The sequence below is a fragment of the Anaerococcus marasmi genome (genome assembly GCF_900290195.1).
Classification (GTDB): Bacteria; Bacillota; Clostridia; order Tissierellales; family Peptoniphilaceae; genus Anaerococcus; species Anaerococcus marasmi.
In genome coordinates this window covers 302,495-326,343 of sequence record NZ_OLMF01000004.1, presented here as the reverse complement: position 1 = coordinate 326,343, position 23,849 = coordinate 302,495, and the positions used below count along the sequence as shown (strand labels likewise).

23 protein-coding genes, 1 tRNA gene and 2 other RNA genes are annotated in these 23,849 nt (G+C 33.3%); 4 read left to right on the top strand and 22 right to left on the bottom strand.

Going from position 1 to position 23,849, the window contains the following annotated elements; genetic code table 11:
* Nucleotides 1-51: 51 nt before the first annotated feature.
* From glgA to C7D97_RS01740, 3 genes are read right to left on the bottom strand one after another with little or no spacing between them, the layout of a single operon-like run.
* The gene (gene glgA, locus C7D97_RS01750; RefSeq protein WP_105300420.1) at nucleotides 52-1,485 is read right to left on the bottom strand and encodes a glycogen synthase GlgA; all 1,434 of its coding nucleotides are present in this window, start codon (nucleotides 1,483-1,485) and stop codon (nucleotides 52-54) included.
* Between the two features lies 1 nt (nucleotide 1,486).
* Complete coding sequence (gene glgD, locus C7D97_RS01745; RefSeq protein WP_105300419.1) at nucleotides 1,487-2,611, bottom strand: glucose-1-phosphate adenylyltransferase subunit GlgD; 1,125 nt, start codon at nucleotides 2,609-2,611, stop codon at nucleotides 1,487-1,489.
* A 1-nt stretch (nucleotide 2,612) separates the two neighbouring features.
* Complete coding sequence (locus C7D97_RS01740; RefSeq protein WP_105300418.1) at nucleotides 2,613-3,746, bottom strand: glucose-1-phosphate adenylyltransferase; 1,134 nt, start codon at nucleotides 3,744-3,746, stop codon at nucleotides 2,613-2,615.
* A gap of 165 nt (nucleotides 3,747-3,911) precedes the next feature.
* On the opposite strand from C7D97_RS01740, the gene ssrA reads away from it, so the two are divergent.
* Nucleotides 3,912-4,266: a transfer-messenger RNA gene (ssrA, locus tag C7D97_RS01735) on the top strand.
* A 260-nt stretch (nucleotides 4,267-4,526) separates the two neighbouring features.
* Here ssrA and C7D97_RS01730 read toward each other — a convergent pair.
* The 5 genes from C7D97_RS01730 to dnaX are packed head-to-tail and all read right to left on the bottom strand — an operon-like array spanning nucleotide 4,527 to nucleotide 9,767.
* Nucleotides 4,527-5,921, bottom strand: a complete 1,395-nt coding sequence (locus C7D97_RS01730; RefSeq protein WP_105300417.1) for a glycoside hydrolase family 32 protein — start codon at nucleotides 5,919-5,921, stop codon at nucleotides 4,527-4,529.
* A gap of 13 nt (nucleotides 5,922-5,934) precedes the next feature.
* Nucleotides 5,935-6,933 (bottom strand): substrate-binding domain-containing protein, encoded by a 999-nt coding sequence (locus C7D97_RS01725; RefSeq protein WP_105300416.1) that lies wholly within the window; start codon nucleotides 6,931-6,933, stop codon nucleotides 5,935-5,937.
* The gene (gene recR / locus C7D97_RS01720; RefSeq protein WP_105300415.1) at nucleotides 6,926-7,531 is read right to left on the bottom strand and encodes a recombination mediator RecR; all 606 of its coding nucleotides are present in this window, start codon (nucleotides 7,529-7,531) and stop codon (nucleotides 6,926-6,928) included. Before recR ends, C7D97_RS01725 begins: the two co-directional genes overlap by 8 nt.
* A complete protein-coding gene (locus tag C7D97_RS01715; RefSeq protein ID WP_105300414.1) occupies nucleotides 7,531-7,869 on the bottom strand; it encodes a YbaB/EbfC family nucleoid-associated protein in 339 nt (112 codons plus the stop codon). Before C7D97_RS01715 ends, recR begins: the two co-directional genes overlap by 1 nt.
* A gap of 14 nt (nucleotides 7,870-7,883) precedes the next feature.
* Nucleotides 7,884-9,767 (bottom strand): DNA polymerase III subunit gamma/tau, encoded by a 1,884-nt coding sequence (dnaX, locus tag C7D97_RS01710; protein WP_105300413.1) that lies wholly within the window; start codon nucleotides 9,765-9,767, stop codon nucleotides 7,884-7,886.
* 131 nt (nucleotides 9,768-9,898) lie between these two features.
* Here dnaX and C7D97_RS01705 point away from each other — a divergent pair.
* The 3 genes from C7D97_RS01705 to cbpB all read left to right on the top strand — a co-directional run bounded on the left by C7D97_RS01705 (nucleotide 9,899) and on the right by cbpB (nucleotide 10,873).
* A tRNA-Ser gene (locus tag C7D97_RS01705) sits at nucleotides 9,899-9,991 on the top strand.
* An RNA gene (gene ffs / locus C7D97_RS01700) (signal recognition particle sRNA large type) lies at nucleotides 9,991-10,257 on the top strand. Before C7D97_RS01705 ends, ffs begins: the two co-directional genes overlap by 1 nt.
* Nucleotides 10,258-10,393: 136 nt before the next feature.
* Nucleotides 10,394-10,873, top strand: a complete 480-nt coding sequence (cbpB, locus tag C7D97_RS01695) for a cyclic-di-AMP-binding protein CbpB (RefSeq protein WP_105300412.1) — start codon at nucleotides 10,394-10,396, stop codon at nucleotides 10,871-10,873.
* 203 nt (nucleotides 10,874-11,076) lie between these two features.
* Here cbpB and C7D97_RS01690 read toward each other — a convergent pair whose 3' ends face one another.
* The 14 genes from C7D97_RS01690 to C7D97_RS01625 are packed head-to-tail and all read right to left on the bottom strand — an operon-like array spanning nucleotide 11,077 to nucleotide 23,811.
* Nucleotides 11,077-12,732, bottom strand: coding sequence for a glycogen-branching protein (locus C7D97_RS01690; protein ID WP_105300411.1), 1,656 nt, complete (start codon nucleotides 12,730-12,732; stop codon nucleotides 11,077-11,079).
* Nucleotides 12,733-12,782: 50 nt separating this feature from the next.
* Nucleotides 12,783-13,487 carry a glucosaminidase domain-containing protein gene (locus C7D97_RS01685; protein ID WP_105300410.1) on the bottom strand — a complete coding sequence of 235 codons (705 nt, stop codon included), beginning with the start codon at nucleotides 13,485-13,487 and terminating at the stop codon, nucleotides 12,783-12,785.
* A 56-nt stretch (nucleotides 13,488-13,543) separates the two neighbouring features.
* Nucleotides 13,544-14,119, bottom strand: a complete 576-nt coding sequence (gene pyrE / locus C7D97_RS01680; protein ID WP_105300409.1) for an orotate phosphoribosyltransferase — start codon at nucleotides 14,117-14,119, stop codon at nucleotides 13,544-13,546.
* Nucleotides 14,120-14,128: 9 nt separating this feature from the next.
* On the bottom strand, nucleotides 14,129-15,028 hold the full coding sequence (locus C7D97_RS01675) for a dihydroorotate dehydrogenase (RefSeq protein ID WP_105300408.1): 900 nt from the start codon (nucleotides 15,026-15,028) through the stop codon (nucleotides 14,129-14,131).
* Nucleotides 15,025-15,744 (bottom strand): dihydroorotate dehydrogenase electron transfer subunit, encoded by a 720-nt coding sequence (locus C7D97_RS01670; protein ID WP_105300407.1) that lies wholly within the window; start codon nucleotides 15,742-15,744, stop codon nucleotides 15,025-15,027. Before C7D97_RS01670 ends, C7D97_RS01675 begins: the two co-directional genes overlap by 4 nt.
* Entirely contained in the window at nucleotides 15,731-16,594 is an 864-nt protein-coding gene (gene pyrF, locus C7D97_RS01665) for an orotidine-5'-phosphate decarboxylase (protein WP_105300406.1), read from the bottom strand. The genes C7D97_RS01670 and pyrF overlap by 14 nt, the downstream gene beginning before the upstream one ends.
* Complete coding sequence (locus tag C7D97_RS01660; RefSeq protein ID WP_105300405.1) at nucleotides 16,578-17,771, bottom strand: dihydroorotase; 1,194 nt, start codon at nucleotides 17,769-17,771, stop codon at nucleotides 16,578-16,580. The genes pyrF and C7D97_RS01660 overlap by 17 nt, the downstream gene beginning before the upstream one ends.
* Entirely contained in the window at nucleotides 17,772-18,200 is a 429-nt protein-coding gene (locus C7D97_RS01655) for an aspartate carbamoyltransferase regulatory subunit (protein WP_105300404.1), read from the bottom strand.
* Nucleotides 18,184-19,122: an aspartate carbamoyltransferase gene (gene pyrB / locus C7D97_RS01650; protein ID WP_105300403.1), complete on the bottom strand. Its 939-nt coding sequence runs from the start codon at nucleotides 19,120-19,122 to the stop codon at nucleotides 18,184-18,186. Before pyrB ends, C7D97_RS01655 begins: the two co-directional genes overlap by 17 nt.
* A gap of 56 nt (nucleotides 19,123-19,178) precedes the next feature.
* On the bottom strand, nucleotides 19,179-19,709 hold the full coding sequence (locus C7D97_RS01645; RefSeq protein ID WP_105300402.1) for a class IV adenylate cyclase: 531 nt from the start codon (nucleotides 19,707-19,709) through the stop codon (nucleotides 19,179-19,181).
* Complete coding sequence (locus C7D97_RS01640; protein WP_105300401.1) at nucleotides 19,709-20,386, bottom strand: metallophosphoesterase; 678 nt, start codon at nucleotides 20,384-20,386, stop codon at nucleotides 19,709-19,711. Before C7D97_RS01640 ends, C7D97_RS01645 begins: the two co-directional genes overlap by 1 nt.
* Entirely contained in the window at nucleotides 20,383-22,236 is a 1,854-nt protein-coding gene (locus C7D97_RS01635) for an ATP-binding protein (protein WP_105300400.1), read from the bottom strand. Before C7D97_RS01635 ends, C7D97_RS01640 begins: the two co-directional genes overlap by 4 nt.
* Complete coding sequence (locus C7D97_RS01630) at nucleotides 22,229-23,242, bottom strand: metallophosphoesterase family protein (RefSeq protein ID WP_105300399.1); 1,014 nt, start codon at nucleotides 23,240-23,242, stop codon at nucleotides 22,229-22,231. The genes C7D97_RS01635 and C7D97_RS01630 overlap by 8 nt, the downstream gene beginning before the upstream one ends.
* Nucleotides 23,239-23,811 (bottom strand): histidine phosphatase family protein, encoded by a 573-nt coding sequence (locus tag C7D97_RS01625; protein WP_105300398.1) that lies wholly within the window; start codon nucleotides 23,809-23,811, stop codon nucleotides 23,239-23,241. The genes C7D97_RS01630 and C7D97_RS01625 overlap by 4 nt, the downstream gene beginning before the upstream one ends.
* Nucleotides 23,812-23,849 lie beyond the last annotated feature (38 nt).

The following is a 23,849-nucleotide window of genomic DNA, read 5'->3' as shown; positions in this document are numbered from 1 at the left end:
AAAGAATACAAAAAGCTTTGTATTCTTTCTAATAAATTTCTTTCATTTTTCTTATTTCGCTTTAATTTCATTGTATAAATTTAAATATTTTTCACAAGACTTTTCCCAGTCATTATTTTGTCCCATAGCATTAGCTATAAGTTTCTTAAACTCCTCTTTATCTTCCTTATAAATTTTTAGAGCATCTTTTATACAGAATAGAAGTTCGTGAGCATTGATATTTGCAAATGAAAATCCAGTACCTTCTCCTGTATATTCGTTATATGCTATGACTGTATCCTTAAGTCCTCCTGCCTCTCTTACTATCGGCAATGAACCATATCGCATCGCTATAAGTTGGCTTATGCCACATGGTTCTGAAACACTTGGCATCAGATAAAAGTCACTTCCAGCATAAATCTTATGACTTTCATCTCCACTATAATAAATTCTAGCAGCTAGCTTATCAGGATATTTCCACCCAAAATATTTAAACATCTCTTCGTAAGTGTAATCTCCTGTTCCTAAAACTACAAATTGGACATCTTCTTGCAAAAGTTCATCCATTATATACCTTACTAGGTCAAGACCTTTCATCTCTGTTAGTCTTGAACAGATTCCTATCAAAGGCACGTCTTCTCTTTGAGGAAGGCCATAGATTTTTTGTAGGTCTAACTTATTTTTAACCTTATCATTGATAGAGCCAATGTCATAATTTTGGCTAATTAGCCCATCTGTAGAAGGATCCCAAATATCAAAGTCTATTCCATTTACTATTCCTGTAAGCTTATCAGAATATTTTCTTATAATACCATCAAGGCCTTCCCCATAGAATGGATATTGGATTTCTCTTGAGTAGTTTTCCGATACAGTATTGAAAGCTGTAGAGTGAATTATACCACCTTTCATAAAATTAATAGCATCATAGAATTTAAGGTCATTTTCGTTAAAGTAGGATCCATCAAGTCCAGCTAGTCTGAGGTTTTCTGCATCAAACACACCCTGATATTTAAGGTTATGTATAGTAAATAGAGTCCTTACATTTTCATAGTAAGAATCTCCCCTTCTAAAATCATTTACAAAAACATTAACCATAGCTGTATGCCAATCATTAGAATGAATTATATCAGGATGAAAATTTATCTCTTTGCCAAGAAGAGTACATGCCTTAGAGAAAAAGATAAATCTCTCTGCATCATCATCAAAGCCATAACAGCCTTTCCTATCAAAATATTCTAAATTGTCTATAAAATAGAAAGTAACTCCATCCCATTTTAGATGATATACTCCAGCATATTGGTGCTTCCAGTCTAGATCAACATAGAATTCTGTTATCTTTTCCATCTGACTCCTATATTCGTCGCCTATATCCCCGTATAAAGGAAGCACAACCCTACAATCTACACCTTTTTTAACTAGTTCCTTTGGGAGGGCACCTGCCACATCAGCAAGGCCTCCTGTCTTTATAAAAGGAACTGCTTCTCCAGTAAGAAAGAGAATATTCATATTACAATCCTTTCTCTAAATGTTCATCTTTTGATGTTATAAATGGATGAGACCTATTACCAAATAGTCTAGTATCCTTATCCACAAAAGTCCTCTTATCTGTGATAGCATAATTTAGAATTGCTCCATCAGAAATTACAGTATCCTGGAATATTATTGAGTTCTTGATTGTAGCGCCCTTACCAATATCTACACCTCTGAATATGATTGAATTTTCAACATCACCTCTTATGATTGAACCATTAGCAATTAGAGAATTCTTTACATTAGATTCCTTGGTATAGGAGGTTGAAGGTTCATCTTTTGATTTTGTATAAACTAATCCATCCTCGTAGAAGAGTTGATCGAAGTCTTCTTTATTTAATAATTTCATGTTAGCTTCGAAGAAAGAATTAATATCAGATATTATTTCAAATTCCTTATTATGTCTATAAAAATCTATATTAATATCTCCAGCAAAAGAAAATATAGCGTTAAGTAAGGACATTTGTGAATTTCTTTCCATTGCAATTCTTAAGATTCTTAAGAATAAATCTCTCTTAATCATGATTGATCCAAGGAATAAATCAATATTTTCACTCATTCCAAGATTTAGACCTACAGAAGATGGTTTTCCTTCCTCATCAGATGATATTATTTTTCTATTTAAATAATATCCATCCTTATCCACTGTTTTGGATGAGAATATTAGACAATCAAGATCATTGGACTCCATAGTCTCCTTTGCGTCGGTTATATCTACCTTATTGATATACATTGGGTTTTTAATGTAAATGTAATCAGATGGATGATCTTCAAAGTATCTTATAGTGTCATAATATGTCTCTATCTCGCTAAGATTTCCATTAGAACTATATGAAGGAGAGTTTATTAATAGTCCACCATTTCTCCTATTTAGTTCCCAACTTTTTCCATTACCAATATGATCAAGAGTTGATCTAATCATCCTGTCTGCATACAAAACTACCCTTGAAATATCATGGTTGGCTATGTTTGATAGAGCAAAGTCTATTATCCTATATCTACCACCAAAAGGAAGCATATAGTCTGGCCTATGTTTACACAATACACCATAATTTCTCTCTTTAAATTCTGAACTATATATTAAAGCTACTATATTTGGCATATTATTCCTCCCCAATTCCTTCCTTGCTTACAAGGTAGACTTTGTCATCATCTTCCTTGCCAATCTTATCTGTTATTGTCATATCAGATGTCACAACGCAATTATAAATCTTAGCTCCACTTTTTACCTTAACTCCGTTTAGTAAGACTGAATTATAAACTTCGGCTCCTTCCTCTACCTCAACACTTGAGAATAATACGGAATTGCTAACCTTACCGTCTATAACGCAAGCTTCATTAACAAGTGAATCACTTAGCTCTCCTGTTTTTCCGATCCTGTGTGGAGGTAAATTAAGAGAAGCTGTATAAATCTTCCAGTTTTCGTCATAAATATCTAACTCATTTTCAGGATCTATAAGGTCAAGGTTTGCTTGCCAAAAACTTCTAACAGTTCCTACATCTTTCCAATAGCCGTCAAATTTGTATACATATAGATTTAAACCCTCATCAAGCATTTTAGGAATAATATCCTTACCAAAGTCATTAGAAGAATTCTCATTTTTGCTATCTTCGATTAATTCTCTTCTTAATACTTGCCAATTGAAGATATAAATTCCCATTGAAGCTAGATTTGATTTTGGATTTTCTGGTTTTTCTTCAAACTCTACGATTTTATCTTCATCATCAGTATTCATTATCCCAAATCTAGAAGCCTCATCCCAATCAACTTCCATAACAGCAATTGTAGCATCAGCTCCATTTTTCTTATGAACATCTAAAAGCTCTCTATAGTCCATTTTGTAGATATGGTCTCCTGAAAGTATTAAAACATATTCAGGGTTTACTTCATCTAGATAATTAATATTCTCATATATAGCAGAGGCTGTACCTTCAAACCATCTACCGCCTTCTTCGGTGTAATATGGTGTAAGTATCCTTAAACCTCCAAAGTTTCTATCATAATCCCATGGAGCACCAATTCCTAAGTGTTGATTAAGTAATTGAGGTTTGTATTGAGTAAGTACACCTATATCTTTAATGTCTGAATTTGTGGAGTTACTTAAAGCAAAATCTATAATTTTGTACTTGCCGCCAAAAGGTACAACTGGTTTTGCCATCTCTCTTGTTAAAGCTTTTAGTCTAGAACCTTGTCCTCCTGCTAAAAGCATGGCGCAAATCTTATTTGAATTTCTCATATTTCCTCCTTGATAAGAAAATCTATCTATTCATATATATACCCAATGTATATAAATATATATAATGTATAAAAATTAAATTTAAGAAAAACCTTTTCTTACTAATATTTTAACCAATATCTCATCTTTTGACAAGTAAAACTTTCAAAGTATAATAATGGCTACGGGGGTGACTTGGTTTCGACGTGGTCGACGATCCCATAGTTGCAAGTCGTATGCTAAAACGTAAATCAGCAATTAAATATAAACGCAAACAACAATAGCGAAGCAAACTTCGCACTAGCTGCCTAGTTTTAGGTAAGCAGCAGATATCGAGCTCGTCGCAAGCCTGATATTTGTTTTATAATTTAGCGACAACTATTGTATGTAAGCTTTGCCATACAATCAGTACCATGAAGCTAGCATAAAGATTTTTCGTAAGATTTATATTCTTTATGCAAAATTATAAATCTTACTAAGCTTGTAGATGCTATGGAGAAATCTTCCGCGGACAAGGGTTCGACTCCCTTCACCTCCACCATAAGAATTAAGAGAAGTCAGAAGGCTTCAAACCACCGTTTTGTAGAAGTTTGAAACTCTAAGACCTCAAGAAAAAACAAACAAAGCTAACAATTTAAAAATAGAGGCATGCGCCTCTTTTTAGTTTGTTATATTTTAATAATAAATGAAATTAATTAATTTAAATAATAAGAATTATTAAATTAATTAAAATAACCCTTATAAGATAAATAATTAGATTAGCTAATTTCTAATTATTCAAGCTTATAAGGGTATTGTTATTTATATAAAATCTATTGAGTTTAATGTGTATAGGTCAAAATCTAAATCCTTAGAATAAAATCCTGCTTTTTTAGAGTAAACTCTACTTGTTAAAACATATTCTCCTTCATTTATAAAAATTTCTAGAGAAGACTTATCGGAATATATTCTTATATCGCCTATAGTATCGATTTTAACCTGCCTAGTTTCTCTTCCAAAAGATGAATCACCCATATCCAATGTTAATATTCCATCTTTGTAGGACAGACTTACGTCCCTTCTTAGGTTGATTACAAAAGAGTCTTTGGTATTTTTTGCCAAAGCTTCAAAGATAAAATCCTCATAGACTTCTCCTATTTTAAGTCTTTCATGATCTTTTCTTATATTTTCCATCTCTGAAATAGGATTTTGACATAGCTTTCCATTTTTTACAGATAGCCTTCTAGGTATGGTTAAGCAATGTTGCCATTTATATTCTATCGTAGGATTTGTGTAATCTGCATCGGGCATTCCCATCCAAGCAATCAGGATTCTTCTTGATCTAGAATCTTTAAATGTTTGGGGTGCGTAGAAATCAAATCCGTAATCTAGTTCAGTAAACTCTCCCAATTTATAGGTTTTTTTACTAAGGTCAATTTCTATAGGAAAGTATCCAGCTTGGTAAATGTTTTGAAATTTATAAGTTTCACTTGCTAGGCCTTGAGGACAAAGTATAAGAAAGTCCTTAGAATCAATCGTAAAGAAATCAGGGCATTCCCACATATATCCGAAATCGTAGTCGGTTTCAATTCTCATATGATAGGTGAAATTATCTAAGTCCTTTGACTTATAAACTAGCACCAATCCTTTATCGAGAAGACTTCTTGCTCCTATAAACATATAAAAATATCCATCTTTTTCATATATTTTTGGATCTCTAACATGTTTTGTCAAATCTTTTGGATAATCATTATTATCTAGGATTAATCTTTTATCAGAATATTTATATCCATCTGATACTAGCTTAATAGTGTTATGCTCTCTTCCTTCTTTTATAAAGTCATATTCCCCATCATATTTGACATTGCCTGTATAGAAGAAATTTATCTTATCATCTTTGATAAAAGCAGACCCTGAATATGCTCCGTCCTTATCCAATCGTGAATCAGGATAAATAAGAGTTCCTTCTCTTTTATAATTTATAAAATCCTCTGTACTAACGTGTCCCCAGCAGGTATCAGCTTTATTTTCATCTAAAGGAGAATACTGATAGTATATGTGATATCTCCCCTTGTATTCGCATAATCCATTTGGATCATTGAGCCAACCTGCTTCTGGATAGATGTGAAAGCTTAATAGATTAGGATCTTCTTTAACCTTATTTTTCATTCCACTAAATTTCACAAAGTTTTCTTCAAATGTTTTCTTATCAAGCATCTTTTCCCTTATCTTATTTCTTGTAGTAAAAATCTTCAGCAGGCTTATCGCCCTCGTATAAGTCTAACTTTACCCTTGATAGTGAGTCTAGAAATAGCTTATACATTCCAACCATAGTATCTCCTTCGATATAAACCGGATCCATCCTATTATATATATCTAAGGCTTCATCACTTTTTATATCATAAGCGTTGATTATATCAGCAGAAATCTTTCCCTTTTCTTTAAAATTATCTACACTAATTTTGTATTCTTTTAGGAATTGGTCAAGATATTCTTTTTTGTCTTGGGCAAATTTCTTGTTAACTATAATAACTTCTGAGATAAAATCTCCTAGCCCTTCATCATTTTGTTTAGAAAATAAAGGTAAAATTTCTGAAAAGTCATATAGCTTATAGTCTCTCTTTGAACTTAACTTAAAAAGGTTAGGTTGAGAGACGATAGCAATAGAAGATTCATTTTCTTTACTTAAACTCTCTAACTCTTCAAAGTCTTTGTAATAAAGTGTACTTATCCCTAATAAATTTTTAGCTATAGCTAGTTTACTTTCAATTAATTTATCATAATCTTCATCAAGATATGGTATTAGAAGTGTTTTTCCTATTAAATCCTTTGGTGAAAGTATTTCAGTATCACTTAAAGCATATAGATTATTAAGTAAAGTAATAGCCGCAAGTTGTACTGATCCACCAGTGTCATTATATAAATTCGCAGCAATTAAAGCTGGAACAACCGCTATGTCAAAGTTTCCTTCTTTGATACTTTCTAAATCAGTAACGTGTTCTATTTCATATGCGTCACCTGAAGAGTTTTCTAGATTATCAACAATAATATCCGATGCGAAAGTAGTGGTATTTATTCGAATATCTGCAGAAACAGGCTTTTTTGTAGCCTCTTTTCCCATTTGAATTTCATTATTTTCGCTAGTATTTTCTTCTATCTTTTCTGACCTACAAGAAGTTATAGCTAATGCCAAAATTAAGATGAAAAGAGTTTTTCTAAATTTAATCAATAATCTCTCTCCTATCTTCAAGGGCTCTTTCTAGAGTTAACTGGTCGAAGTATTCCAGGTTAGAACCAACCGGTATTCCTTGAGCAAGCTTAGTAATCTTAATATTTCTTTTAGATAGTAAGTTTGTTAAAAACAAAACAGTTGTTTCCCCTTCAATCGTTGATGAAATCGCAAGAATTACTTCCTCGATGTTTTCTCTTTCGATTCTTTCTAGCAACTTATCAATATTTAATTGATCAGGACCAAGACCATCAGATGGAGAAATTAGCCCACCTAGAACGTGGTATTTACCCCTGTAGGCGTGCGATTTCTCGATAGCTATAAGATTTCTCACATCTTCTACTATACACAAATACTCTTCACTTCTCGTTATATCCTTACAGATATCGCACACTTCATCCTCAGTTAGATTGCCACATATCTTACAGGTGTGTATTCTATCTTTGACTTCAGTAAGGCTTTTAGAAAAATCGTCTACTGACTTATAATCAGATTCTACAACCGCCATAGCGAGTCTTTCTGCGCTTTTTCTTCCAATCGTAGGTAGCTTTTGAAATTGTTCTATTAAGTTTTGTAAGGATTCTGGATATAAAGCCATTACATAAGACCAGGTATATTTATTCCGCCTGTAAGTTTACCCATTGTCTCTTCATTGTAGTCGCTTGCCTTCTTACTTGCATCGTTTACAGCAACCATAATCAAGTCCTCTAGCATTTCAACATCTTCTGGGTCAACTACATCCGGGTCAATCTTTATGTTAACTACTTCTTTTTTTCCATTGACTGTAGCTTCTACTACTCCACCTCCTGCAGATGATGAGAATTCTTTTTCTTCTATTTCAGATTGAGCCTTTTCCATTTGCTCTTGCATCTTCTTAACTTGTTTCATCATATTGTTCATGTTTCCTGCACCTGGTCTAAATCCGCCTCTTGCCATAATTATTATCTCCTTTATTTTACAATTAATTCTTCTTTAAATATTTTTTTCAACCTATCTAAATTAGATTGATTTTTCTTAGTATCCTCTTCCTTCGCTAGACTTTTTTTTTCGCTATTAGTCTTATTATTATCGTCTAGTTTTTCTATTTTTTTGGTTTTTTTTTCTTCTTTTTCGAGCTTATCAGATTTTTCTCTATCCGAATTACTGTCTTTTTTCTCTATAAAATTCGAGTAATTATCTACAGAAAATACCACTTCATCATCTAGTATTTCATTCAGTTCTTTACTTATATCATCAGTCTTGGTCTGGATGAAAATCCCATAGAACTCATCCTTAAGATAAAGGACAAATTCTCCTGGTCTATAGATATAATTAAAGCCATCTTTCTCAAACATCGGCTTTAACATCCTACCCGCTGTATTTATAATCATATCCCTTATATCATCAAGCATTTTTGAAGGAATATCGATTGATCGATTCTTTTCGAATTCCTCAGATGATTCGTTCAAATTATCCTTTGTATTGGAATCATTTGTAATCTCCATTGGAGGAGATTCATTATCCTCTTCGTATGGTAAATCTATATTTTCGTCGACTATTTCTGTATTATAAGACCTATCTTCTTTTACATCGCTTATATCATTATTATTAACAACTGTATATGATGCGTTTCTACCATTACTGTCACTGATATTTTCATATTTACTAAAATCGAGATTTGAGAGTTTATCATCAACCAATCTATTGATTATACTCATTAAGTCTTTCTCATTATTGGCTTCTAAGGCCCTAATCCTCGAATCTAAGGATTTTACATCTTTGGAGTTTATAAGTCTTATTGCCATAAGCTCCACTATCAAATCTGTATTGTCAGATGACCTAATCTTAGTAGAATATTCATTTAATATATCTAGTAAATCCAGCAATCTATCGATTTCAATTTCTCCTGCTCTTTTCTTTATAAAGTCAAATCTTTCTTCATTATCGAAAAGATCCGGATCTTCGCTCATTTTATAAACCATAATATCCCTAAAATAGTTTATAAGAGAATCAATTATATCCTTATTAGACTTATTATTTTCTCTTAAAGAAAATATATAGGATAGAGCTTGTTTTTGGTTATATGAAAAAATTGAATTAGTAAGCTTATCTATATCATAGAAATCAACTACACCTAGAAGATTTTCCACGTCAGATAACTTATAAGCTTTTGTATCGTAGGATAAGACTTGATCCAAGATGCTTAATGCATCACGCATAGCACCTTTTGCTTTCCTAATTATAAGATCTATAGCCTCATTTTCCATTTCTATATCCTTATCTTTGAGAATTAAGGATATTTGCTCTTTTATCTTACCTTTGTCTATCTTATTGAACTCGTAATTCTGTGCTCTTGATAAAATAGTATTAGGAATCTTGTCAATTTCTGTCGTAGCTAAGATAAAAACAAGATGACTTGGAGGCTCTTCCATTATTTTAAGTAAAGCATTGAATGCCTCCCTTGTAATCATATGAGCCTCGTCTATTATATAGACCTTATACTTAAGCTTGTTAGGTGGATAGATAACATTATCCTTAAGATTTCTAATATCATCTATTCTTCTATTGCTAGCCGCATCCATCTCTATTATATCGATAGTAGATTCATCATCAATGGCCTTACAATTCTCACACTCAAGACAGGGTGAACCATCAACAGGATGCAAGCAGTTGATAGCTTTTGCAAAGATTTTTGCACAAGTTGTTTTCCCGCATCCTCTCTCGCCAGCAAAAATATAAGCATGGGAAAAGTTATTATTATTAACTTGATTTTTTAGGACATTTACAACCCTATCCTGACCTAAAACTTGGTCGAAGGTCTTGGGCCTGTACTGCCTATACAAAGCTTTTGCCATATTATTTCCTTTCTATCAGGATTATTATACCATAAGTCTCCTCTAATAATAAGTAAACATTATCACTAAGAAAAATCAGAACTTTATTTTGCTTTATTATTTATATGGGGTATAGTCTACTAATGTAGCGAGGAGAGCTGTCCGAGTGGTTGAAGGAGCACGATTGGAAATCGTGTATACGTATTGTAAGCGTATCATGGGTTCAAATCCCATGCTCTCCGCCATGCACTAGACAGGGAGTTAGCGGTGCCTTGTAACCTGCAATCCGCTATAGCAGGGTTTAATCCCCAAGTGAGGGCTTAGGGTTTTTATTAAGACCTTTAAGATTGGTGTTGATTGTTAGAACTTACGCAACAGAAAGCTGTGAATCATGTCAGGACGGGAACGTAGCAGCATTAAGCGGTACTTTCTGTGTGCCGTAAGCCAACCTAACATGAGTTAGTCTTTCTGGACACTGTTAAAAATTCTAAGTTCGACCTTGGGTGTGCTTACATATGAGCTAGTCTGAATTATCTAAGTGATATATTTAGGCTAGCTTTTTTCTACATTAAAAACACATATAAATATAATATAATTACTTAAAAGAGAATTGAAAGAATATTAAAGTAAACCTAAAGAGGTAGAAAATGATAAGTAATGTAATTGAAGATATGTTTTACAGACCAACCGAAAATCTTATGATTCCGGCAAAAGATGTGGCTACTTGTAACGAAGAAGATACTCTCCTTCACGCAGTTTTAGTCTTGTCAAATTCAGGCTATCAAATAATACCAGTTCTTGACGGGGAAAACCACGTACGAGGACTTATATCTATATCTGATATAGTTACAAGTTTCGATGATCTTTCTCTATTCGATGAGGATAAGCTTCAGGCTATTAAGGTTAAGGAAGTGATGAATCAAGTCGTTCCAATCTTATTTGATAATTATGATCTTGAAGACGTCCTAAGATTTTTGGTTAATAATAACTTTGTATGTATCACACACAAAAACGGATATTTTTTGGGGATTATTCCTAGAAAGGTTGCCCTTGAAAGATTCACCCATATTGCTCACAATATAGATTATGAATATGACCTAGTTGAGAAGACTAGAGATTTAGTATAAATTGAAAATGGCTGTTGCAAAACTATGAATAATCATCCTACCATCGTTAGAAGGTGCTCTTAGGAAATTTACCTCTCCTAGCCGCTAGGCCAATTGAAGCCCGCAGGCTAATAGGCGATAAGCCCCAGGCTTAGTTAATCTTTCCCTAGAGCTTCTTCTAATGATAGCGCTACGATTTATTCATTCTGCAACAGCCACTTTTTTTATTTTATTCTAAATATAGCTGATCCAAAAGGCATGATGTAAATATTATCTCCCTTTTTTAAGCTACCGTTAATATTACCTGACCCCTTATATTTTAAGTCTTCTGTATTAATCAATTCTTCTAAGTCGTAAGGAGATTTTATTTCGTAATCTATATCTGTAAAGTTTACTATTACCAATAAATTATGGTTTTTAAAGCTTCTCTTGTAAGCGTAGAGACTATAGCCTTCAATATCTAATAGGCTTACTTCGCTATCTTTATCATTTAGACAATTTTCTTTTATAAATAAATCGCTTATATCCTTATAGTAAGTATTTAATTCTTCTATATTATTGTCAAAATTCTTAAAGTCAAATTTGTTATAGACTGAAAATGTCTTAAGATCTCCTGAATCATCTCCCATAAAAAGCATTTTAGGAGATTTGATTGTATACATGAAGGTAAACAAAGTTTTAAGTTGTTCTAATTTCTTATCGTCTGAATACATCTTCATTGCAAGACTTGCCTCATTTAGGAAAGAATCAACATATGAAAATCCTAGTAGGTTTGTACTTGTAGATTTATTTATTAAATCTGTAATGAAGTTTTTATAATAATCCCTTTTTATAGGTTGATCTTTTAGCATATTGAGACAAGCTTTAGTTTTATTATCAAATACCATATCAAAATCAATATCGTAATTATACTCTCCACTAAAGCTAGCAAGACTTAAAGCCTTAGATTCTTTGATGTGGGTATTTAACTTAGATAAAAACTCCGAAGATTCTTTGTTTATTCCCCTATTTTTATCCCCTTGCCAATATAATATATTTTCTATAGCAGGAAAATAAATTCCATCGACCTTATATTCTTTTAAATAATAATTCACAGCGCTTTGAATATAAGATTTCGCCAAATCCTTACTAAGGTCGAAATTAATTGAACCATGATAATTATAGAGTATATCATCGTAATCATAATTATAAATATTATTTCCATCAAAGTTTATAAGCCCTGCATTATCAGGATCAAATTCACCTATATCAATTTCTACTAAGACCTTTATTTTGTTCTTATGAGCCAAATCAATAAACTTCTTAAAGAATCCTATATCCCCGTATCTATTTGAATAAGAAAATAAATTCAAAGGTGCATAGCCCATAGATTTATAATTTTGGTATTCATTTACTGGCATAAGAAAAATTGTGTCGTAATTATTATCTAAGCTGTGATCAATAATGGAGCTTAAAATCTCATCAGCTGACTTCTCTTCATTCTTAAATAAAGATCCTAGAAAAACTTGCAAAATATTCCTAACATCAGTTTTGATCTTCTTACTCTTAAATTTATACGACCCATCACATATTACAGCAGCCTTTTCTCTGTAATCTATAGACTTCGCGAAAGGATCAATCTTCTTTACTTTACTTTCGCCATCTCTTAAGATAAACTGATAAGAATCACCGATTTTGGCCTGATCGATAGTTATAGAAAAAACTCCTGTAGAATACTTTCTCATAGCTTGTCTTTCCCAATTGGTAAAGTCACCGATAATATATGCCTCGCTAGCATTTGGAGCGAGCAGTCTAAATATATATCCCTTATCCTTCTTATGGGCTCCAAAAAACTTGTAGCCATCAAAGGACTTAGCTTCTAAATAATCTCTTGTATTCATAATCTACTCCTTTAATACATTATACTATTACTATTCAAAAAAACAGGCCATTACTGACCTGCCTTGTATGTTTCTAACATTTTATCTGCGATTTCAATCATCATTGAATTAACTTTCTGGGACCACTCTGGATCAGAAGCATAAGATGTTCCTATGCCCTTTGCAGAAACCCCATTAAAATATGTGCCGTTTTTGTCTAAATATTCTTCCTTAAGATGCTTGGCAACTGTATCAATAGAATCCTTTGGATCTTTGAATTTACTTGCCATATTATAAGGATCGTGATCTATAGCATTAAATCCGAAGAGATTATTCTTTTCTCTAAACAAATCACTAGTCCCGTTACCCGTTTCATGCTTGGCCATTGCCATTAGCAAGAATGGATTAATTCCGTATTTTTCGGAAACTTCCTTGAAGTCTTGACCCAAGCCGTAAAGGCCTGTGTCAGCCAAGCCATAATCTAACTCGCTTCCTGTAAAAGGCATATCCTGTAAGAGATAAAAATAGCTTTTGCTATCAACATTATCGCAACCGATCTCAATCGCTTTATCAAGATCCTTATCTAACTTATCAAATCTTTCCTTCTTCATATCTCTAAGATTATAAGTTTCGGCGTTAATCTTCTGCAAACCATAATACATTAGGTCCTTTTTATCTTTTGAACTAGCGAAAGATTTTGTGTTAGCCAAAGTAACTCCTAGAGTTAGTATAGCGGCTGCAGATATTAACTTTTTAATAGAATTTCTTACCTTCATAACTATCCCCTTATCTATTATTTAATTATATGTTAAATTATAGATAATGCAAGGACTTACTTAAGCGATCTAGATCCTGGCTTTGTAGCTGGGATATTTTTTAACTCATCCGGAATTTCGTCCTCATCCCAGGTATCTACGTCAATTTTTGTGGCTGAAATTATTGGAAGTCCATTTATTTCATCTTTATTAGACCTATTTACAATTGATGTTAAGGCAAGGACTTCTGCTCCACAAGATCTTATAACATCAACAGTTTCAAATGAAGACTTACCTGTAGTGATTACATCTTCTACTATTATAACCTTCATACCTTCCTTGATTTCAAAGCCTCTTCTTAGGGTCATCCTGCCATTTTCTCTTTCGGTAAATATAGCATTTACTCCAAGCTTTCTAGCAAGCTCATAAGAGATGATTACTCCACCCATAGCAGGACCAACGCATAGGTCAACCTCTATGCCTTTTTCCTTAAGCTTTTCTCCTATTATATTTGCAACTTCTTCGCAATATACAGGATTTTCTATTAGCTTAGCACATTGTATGTATTTATTCGAATGTTTACCACTCGATAGTATAAAGTGACCTTCCAAAAGTGCATCTGATTTTTTAAGTAGTTCTAGTGTTTTATCCATTATCTCCTCCTAAATTATTCCTCTTATTTCTTCAAGATTTCCTATATTTTCTTCTTTCATAAAATTAGAAATTCCATCTATAATATTTTCCATTGACTTATAATCAATAAAGTTTGCTGTCCCAACTTGAATTGCAGAGGCTCCCGCCATAATAAATTCTATGGCATCCTCGTAGGTCATTATTCCTCCCATGCCAATAACTGGAATATTAACAGCTGATGCTGCCTCATAGGTCATCCTAACAGCTATTGGTTTTACACAAGGACCTGAAAGACCTGCAGTCTTATTCTCAAATACCGGCCTTTTCTTCCTGATATCTATAGCCATAGCATTTATGGTATTGATTAGAGAAATTGCATCCGCTCCTTCATCTTCTGCGATTTTAGCAAATTCACCTATAGATCCAACGTTTGGAGATAGCTTTACTATTAGAGGCTTTTTAGTTACATTTCTAACCTTCTTTATAACTTCACAAGCCTTTTTAGGCTCAGTACCGAAGGCCATTCCCCCTTCTTTGACGTTAGGACAAGATATATTAAGCTCAATCATAGGGACACTTGTCTTATCTAAGATCTCCGCTCCCTTGACATAATCTTCTACGCTATGACCCCCAAGATTTGCTATTGCTACCGTATCAAATTTCTCAAGAAAAGGTAATTCTTCCTTGGTAAAGTAGTCAATGCCTGGATTCTGAAGGCCAATCGAATTCATTATTCCTGATGCAGTCTCATGAATCCTTACTCCCTTGTTACCTAAGTTCCTGTGAAGGGTAAGGCCTTTGGAACATATTCCTCCTAATTTGTTTAAGTCTATATATTCAGAAAACTCCTTACCAAAACCGAAAGTTCCACTTGCAGCTATGACTGGATTTTTAAATTTTACTCCAGCAATTTCTAGCTTAGTATTCATCCAAAGACCTCCTTGCTATCAAAAACAGGACCGTCCTTACAAACTCTTAGGAATTCTCCATCAGATTTTTCTATAGTGCATCCTAGACATGCTCCAATTCCACAGGCCATGTGAGCTTCCATAGATACTTCCATAGGAGTATCTTTTGCCTTTTCATAGAGAGATTTTAGCATTGGATTTGGTCCGCATGCGTATATATAATCATAGTCGTCTGGATTTATAGCATCAGTTATGAATTTCTTATCATATAAATCACTCGTAGTAACTACTTTGTTTGCATAAGGCTCAAACTCTTCCATATAGTAAGGATCTTTGGCAAATCCCGCATAAAAATCACACTTATTTTTAAGACTTTTTACCAAATATAATAGAGGAGCTATACCAATTCCCCCACCTACTACTGCGATTTTCTTTCCCTTTTTGAGACTAAAGCCATTACCTAGAGGACCTAATAGTTTTACCTCAGCGTCCTTTCTTAAGCTTGCCATAATTTCAGTTCCCTTTCCTACAACTTGGTAGAGGAAGGAGAGTTCACCGTCTTTTTCATCACAAACACCAAAGGGTCTTGAAAGAAGTGGGTCTTGCCTGAATGAATCTGACCTAAACATAAAAAACTGTCCAGGTCTTGCCTTCATATCGCAAGCTAGCTTCATTAGATAGATTCCTTCGGATATTTCTATATTTTCTTTTATTATTGCTTTCTTATAAGACTTCATTTGCTTTAATTTCCTCATAAGTCTCTATAGCTTTTTTCCTGGCATAGTAGCCAACTTTTTCGCTTCCATCTTCATAGTTTTGCCAGTTTTTAAGTATTGCCCTTGAAGAGTTTACCACTCCGCCATTTAATCCTTCGAGGAGTTTGTATACATTCATGCTGTCCGCTTTTTGTGCACCAAATCCAGGAATTAGGAAGAACATTTTATCATATCTATTTCTGATTTTTTCTACTTCTTCACTATGGGTTGCCCCAACTACAAGCCCTATAGGGCCAAATCCTGACTTTCCTATATACTTATCATTAAGCTCTCTCATCCTATCTCCTACCTTGTAGAAGAACTCTTCTCCACCTACTGGGAGGACTTCGAAGTCCTTAGCTCCAGGATTTGATGTTCTAAGAAGTACGAAGACCCCCTTATCTCCTTTTTCTATGTATTCTTCGTAAGGCTCTATTGAATCCATGCCCATATAAGGGTTGAGAGTTATAAAATCTGTTTCGAAATCACCTTCAAAGTGGGCCTTGGCATACATTTTCGCACTTGCTGCTATATCACTTCTTTTGACATCTCCTATTGATAAAAGATCTTTTTCTCTAAGGTAAGAAAGTGTATCTCTATAGGCAATCATTCCCTCGATACCGTAGGACTCATAGTAGGCGATTTGTAATTTATAAATTGCACAAACATCATAAGTTTGATCTATTATTTCTTTGTTATAAGAAAAAAGTGCCTCGCTAACACTTTTTCCTTCTTTCATATTCTCCGGAATATAATCAATGGAGCTATCAAGTCCAATACATACAAATCCATTTGTTGAAACTTTTTCGTATAATTTATCTATTATCTTCATATTTTAGTATTCCTTTCTTGTAAACTTTTTTAACTCTTCCAGGAAGTTTTTGGCCAATCATTAGAGAATTCTTTGATTTTGAGGCAATCTCTTCTTCCTTGTAGATATATTCTTCGTCTAAATCTATGAGGACGAAATCTGCCTCGTAGCCTTTTTCAAGTTTTCCCTTATTTAAGTCAAGAATTCTTGCTGGATTCGTAGACATTATCTCCACTAGCTTGTTTAGAGAAATCTCACCGCTTTTAACTAGGACTTTAAGGCAAGTTGAAAAGGCTGTCTCTAGGCCAATAAATCCTGGAGCTCCCTTTTCTTTCTCCTCTTTTGTATGAGGGGCATGGTCAGTAGAAATTGCATCTACATAACCTTCCTTTATCATTTGAATAAGAAATTTCCTATCAATTTCTTTTCTAATTGGAGGATTGACCATCATTTCTTCTCTTTTCTTTTCCGAAAAATTTATATGATGAGGGGTTACTTCGCATGTAATTGGAGCGCCTAAATCCTTAAAATATTTTATGGCTGTCATTGCCCCTTTTGTCGATACATGGCAGAAGTGAATTGGACAATCTAGTTTATAGGCAAGATAGCAATCCCTAATAGTCATAGCATCTTCTGCTATTTCGTAATCCTTCCTAGAAACTCTTTCAACTTCCTCATGAAGAGCAAGCTTTACACCCAGTTCTTTGGCCTTTAGGATAGCTTCATACATGATATTATCATCATTTACTCCCCTTCCATCATCTGATAGAAACTTCACAGATTCTGGCATTTTTTCTAGATGATCTAAACTTTTCCCTCCAAGATTTTCTGTGATTGTGTAGACTTGTTCTACATCGATAAGATCTAGGACTTTGCTCCTTCTTATAATATCATCATAGACTTCAGGGCTTGATACTGGGGGATTCGTATTTCCCATAAGAAGTACAGATGTAAATCCTCCTTTAAGAGCTGCCCTAGAGCCTGTTTCAACATCCTCCTTGTAGGTAAAACCAGGATCTCTAAAGTGAACGTGAAGGTCTGTGAAGGCAGGAATTAGGGCGAGGTTATTGCAATCTATTACTTCGGTATCATCGTCCTTTGCAAATTTATCAACTATTATTCCATCTTCGACATAGATTGGTCTTTTTGTAATCTTTATATCGTCAAAGCCATAAAAGTTTGTAAAAATCTGCTTCATCTATTCTTCCACATCATAGATATGGCCACAGTAGGCACATTTGTAATTTTTCTCTTCTTCATCTATTAGGATAAAGTCGCTTTCCACAGCCCTTTCAGTAGTTGATACGCATTTTGGATTTTGGCAGCTTAAGATTCCCTTTACTTCCTTAGGAAGCTTTAGGCTTAGTTTTTCGACAACATTCTCGTCTTTTATGATATTTATTGTAGCTGATGGATCGATGATTGATACAATATCAAGGTTAATATCTATGTTATTTGCTATCTTTAATATATCTTTTCTTCCATGTTGGGTTGATTTTGCATTTAATATTATTGCTACCTCATCTTTAAGATGTCTTAGATCAAGTTTATTAAATATTTCCATTCCAAGGCCTGCCTTGATGTGATCGATTACTATTCCTTCTTTTATACTAGTTATTTCTATCATTGTTTGCCTCCAAAAGTTTTAAAATTAGCGCCATTCTTACATACATACCAAACTTAACTTGTTTGAAATAAACTGCACGAGGATCTGAGTCGACTTCTGTTGCAATCTCAGTTACTCTTGGGAGTGGATGTAGAACAATGCAATCATCCTTTGCAGCTTGCATTTTTTCCTTATCTAGTAGGTAAGAATCCTTTAGTCTTGTGTATTGGGCTTGAGAGAAGAATCTTTCCTTTTGAATCCTAGTCATATATAGGATGTCCAACTGATCCATAACATCGTCAAGGCTTCTAACTTCTTCGAAATTATTAGTTCCATCTGCGAATACTTCTTTTTTTACGTATTCTGGAAGCTTTAATTCTTCTGGTGATATAAGGATGAATTTATTGTTTGGGAACATGCTCATCACTTTAAGTAGTGAGTGAACTGTTCTTCCATATTTAAGATCTCCACATAGGCCTATAACATGACCTGAAAGATCTTTCTTGTAGTTTGATATTGTTAAAATATCAGTAAGTGTTTGAGTAGGATGTTGGTGGCCACCGTCTCCAGCGTTTATTATTGGGCAATCTGCAGTTTTACTTGCGAGGAAGGCTGCTCCCTCTTGTGGATGGCGCATGGCGATAATATCGGCATATTGGCTTACTGTCCTTACAGTATCGGCTAGACTTTCTCCTTTAGTTGATGAAGAAACTCCTGCATCAGAAAATCCTACTACAGAACCACCTAGCCTTAACATGGCTGACTCAAATGAGAGTCTAGTCCTAGTTGAAGGCTCAAAAAAAAGAGTCCCTAATATCTTTCCATCTGCACAATGGGAAAAATCGTCAGGACTCTTATAAATAGCATTACCTAATTCAATTATCTCTAGTAAGTCTTCTTTTGTCAAATCAAATGAATTTAATAAATTTTTTATAGAAATCATCGTTTACTCCTTAAGTTTTTTTTATTATATCACGAAATAAACGAATGTCAAAATTTTTATAAATCTTCTCTTAATTCTGTTATTGATTTATTGGTTACATTTTTTCTATCAATGCCTAAATCATCAATGATCTCATCGATTTTTGATTGATTAGAAAATTCTATTTCCATATATGGTTCTGGGTAAGTATCCTTATCCCAAATATCAATATCAAATCTTTGATTCTTGTATCTGTAGGAGATTCTTTCCTTCTCACCACTATATTCAAGCTCCATACCTATATGCTCTAAGATTCTATTCATCATAGTTACTGAGTCTATATGGGTTGTGTATTCATTATTAATCCTTACATCATCAACATTTTTAACTTCCTTGAAGGTAAGCTCTATTTCCTTTTCGCCATTATCCTTATGGGTAGTTTCTCTGACTCTTAGATAGCCTTCCTCGAAACCATCGCTTCCTTTTGGTATAAAGGTGTAGTTTTTCTGGAATTCATGGTTAATTAAATCTGCACCCAAACCTTCTAGCTTCTCTCTCATCTTTTCTATATCAATATTTAAAACTTTTACTTCTATTTCTCTATGCATTATCCTATCCTTACTGGCATAAAATCAATATAATCTCCCGCAACGCAAGAGACCTCTATGCCTTCTATATTCCCTTCTTTGATTAACTTATGTCCTACTCCATGTAAGTGCCCGTAAATAAGTTTAGATACCTTATATTCCTTGCATAAGTCAAAAAACTCATTAAAGCTTCCATCCGCATTTAGGGGCGGATAGTGGAGGAGGACTATTCTCTTATTACTCTTACTTTCTCTAAATGAATTTTCAAGCCTAATAAGCTCTCTCTTATATATCTTTAAATCGTGTTCATCAAATTCTTTGTTGTCTTTAGAAATCCAGCCCCTGGTTCCACAAATATCATATCCTTCGACTTCAAAATGATTGTTCTGAAGAAAGGATAAAGTAGAAAGGCCCAGGTCTTCAAGTTTTTTCAGGGAAGACCACCAGTAATCGTGATTGCCTTTCATGAGTATTTTCTTTCCCTTCATTTTATCAATTTTTCCTAGGTCAATCCTTGCTTCTTCTACACTCATAGCCCAGGAAATATCTCCTGGTATTAGGACAGTATCGTCATCATTTACGATATTTTCCCAATTTACAAAAATCCTCTCCTGGTAATTAGCCCAACCGTCACCAAAAACCTCCATGGACTTATTTTCTGTATAATCAAGATGTAAATCTGCTATTGCATATATCATACATCCTCCATATCTAAATAGTTAATTTTAATTCCTTCTGACTCAAACACTTCCCTCTCCCTATCATGGCAGGTAAAATAGATAATTTGTCTAAAGCTTGCGGCATCTAAAAGAATGAATAGAGCATTTCTTAATCTTTCTAGGTCATAGTTGATAAAAGCATCATCATAGACCATAAATATCTTGGAAAAAGCTTCCTCATTTATGCTAAGTTTCAAAGCAAAAGATAGTTGGTCCATAAAACCCTTAGAAAGTTGATCTAACATCATATCATAGCCTTCCCTAGTTCTTATCTTAGGATTTAATTTTTCATCAAATATTATTGAGTCAAAGGAATTTTTGCTAATTTCCTTAATAATTTGATTTGCTCTTTTGTTTAGATTGGTAAAATCATTTCTATTTTCATCGATAATCCTCTTTATTGTATTTTTAGCGAGATTAATTGCCTTTTTTTCATTTTCAATCTCTCTTTGTCTTTTTTCTAAGAAGTGTAATCTATCGACTAGGTCGACTTCGTCTTCTATTTTCTCCTCAATACTTACGAGATTTTTCTCATCTCTTGAGATCTCACCATTTATTTTATCTAAATCGTCTAGATAAGAATCTAGCTTAAGTTCTGCCTTTTCAATATCATAGTTTTCATAATCTTCTAGGTCAAAAGGACTTTCACCAAGCTTGATATCTTGGTTTCGAAGTATTGAAAGGACATCTTCTATTTTTTCCTTTTCCTTCTTTAAGCTATTATATTTCAGAAATCTAGCCCTCAATTTATTATACTGGCTTAGATCATTTCTACTATCTTCTGTATTTTTACTAGAATTTACTAGAAAAATAAAAACCCCTAGAAGAGCTAGGGCCAATAGGTAAAAATATTTGTTAATAGAAAATCCTAAGAATAAGGAAAGTAAGAAAAATATAAAAATTAAATACTTGCTCGTAGAGCTTTGAGGATTTTTACTTTGACCTAAATCGTATCCTAAATCTTGGAAATACTCTTCATCAAGCCCAAATACATCGCTATAAGATGCGATTGATTCATTTATTTTATAAAGCTCATCCGTCCATTTCTTATAGTCTTTATAGTTTTGATTTGCCCTATACTTTTTGTAAGATTCTATTTTTTCTTTTTCTCTATCATATTTTTCTCTTAGGACCTTTTGTCTTTTCTTATTATAATCAAGCCTCTTAAAGTCTTTCTCGTACGATTTCTTGAAGGATTTTATTTCATAAAGCCTATCTTCGATTTCTTTAATTTCAGTCTTCACCTTAAGATATGGTTTTGTGTAGGCCCTATCGCTTCCAAGTTTGTTTAACCTATCATCTAATATTCTAATAGCCTTATTTGCTGAAAAATCATAGTCTATGTCTTGGTTGGCCAAGCTTTCTATTAACTTCTCTCTGGCCTTTTTTTCTGACTTTTGCCCTTGAAAACTTGTGAGGTAATTCTTATAGATATCATAGTTCATATCTAGAATATATTCTCCAGGAAATCCAAGATGCGACTGCTTAGAAGAAATTTCTTCTCCACTAGAAAGATTAATCAACTTGTATGAACCGTCTTCGAAGTTCCTTGTTACTTTTAGGTCTATACCATCTTTATTAAAAATTCCACTTCCTGCGTATTTATAGGAAAGATTGGGCTTATAGGCTTCTTTTTTATAAGAAAAACTTTTCTTATTTTTCCCTTCATCAAATCCATATAGCAAGCCCTCTATGAAACTCGTAACAGTAGATTTTCCTGTTTCATTCTTTCCATAAATTAAATTGAAATTTTCATCAAATCTTATTTTCTTATCTTCAAACTTTCCAAAGGATATCATATGGATTTCTTTGATAAAAACTCTAGTCATCTTTACTCCTAAGAATTGCATCAAGTCCAATGTCTAGGGCAAGCTTTTCAATTTCACCACTAGAATTGTCAAATTTTTGGCTATATAATGATAGAAGAGAATTTGGGAAAAGCCTTACCATATCGGATAAGTCTCTTTCATTTTTGATATGAATCTCCTTATAAATCGCATCAATATTGTTTCTTATAAATCTCTCATCAATATCCTTATCGCTAGAGATTTCAAGTCTTACAATATTTTTCTTATCTAGTAATTTTTGATTTATAAAAGCAAGAAGATCATCTTCATTATCAAAATCCCTAAAGTTCACGCTCATATCATAGAATTTTAGGATAGAAGAATCAATAAAACTCACCTTTCCATCATCGTATCTGATATAACCATAATCATATATATCGGTAAAATCATGAGGCTCAACAGAACCTGGATAGTAGATACCATCTATACGATGAGCCTTGTGTATATGGCCCATAGCTATATAATCAAAATTAGTCTCGGTCATTATTTTTGAATTTAAAGAAAAATAATTAGATTCTTCCCTATCAACATCTCCATGAATTAAAAAAATATTGAAAAATTCATCGTCTAAGCTTATAGATAGGTCTAAATCTTTAGAAAAAATCCTATCCTTATAAGATATTCCATAAACTCTCAGCTTATCTTTTTCGAAGACTTCTAGATTCTCTGAGCCAAAGACATGGAAATTTTCCGGAGAATTTTCCAAGAAAATACTATTATAGGAGTCAAAATAATCATGGTTTCCACTCACATAATAAATATCCTTAGAAAAATCTTCAAATATAGAAAATAATCTTTTAAAATCGCTCGCTGTAAAATAGGCTCTTTCAAAAAGATCACCAGCAATTAGGGCGAAATCAACATCCTTGTTGGAATTTAGTATGTTAGAAAGACTCTGCCATGAGGCCTCCCTAATTTTCTTGGATAGAGTCTTATCAAAGTTATAAGAATCAGCCAAGTGGACATCAGCTAGGTGGATGAACTTCATATCTTATTTACACTTTCGATTAATCTCTTCTTATCTTCGATATTATAGACTGTAAGTGAGCCATTATCAATCCAAAAGCTTCCCCAATTATCTAAATCCTTCAATATCCAAAAAAGAGTTGACCTTATGGCTATGCCATGTGATATACAAAGAATTGTACCATCTTCTTCTATAGACTTTTCATCTAAGAAATCAGTCGTCCTTTCGATCACATCATTTCTTGATTCACCAGATGGGTATTTGATATCAAAATAATCTTCTTCTTCCTTGAGGAAAAACTCCTTCTCGATTTCTCTTACCTCATCAATCCCACGACCCCTAAAGTCTCCAAAGTTCATCTCATTTAATCTTTTATCTATTTTAAAGTCAAAAAAACCTAATCTCTTTGCAGTTTCCTGACTCCTAACTAGATTTGAAGTATAGACTTTATCTATCTTATAATCTTCTAATAATTTCTTCGTTTTATCTAATATATAAAGGCCACTTTCCGCAAGGTGCGTATCATCTGTGGAATATTTCCAAGAGATATTTGCTTGGGTTTGGCCATGTCTTACTAAAATAATTTTCATAAACACCTCAGTACATATTATAACAAAATTACTAAATT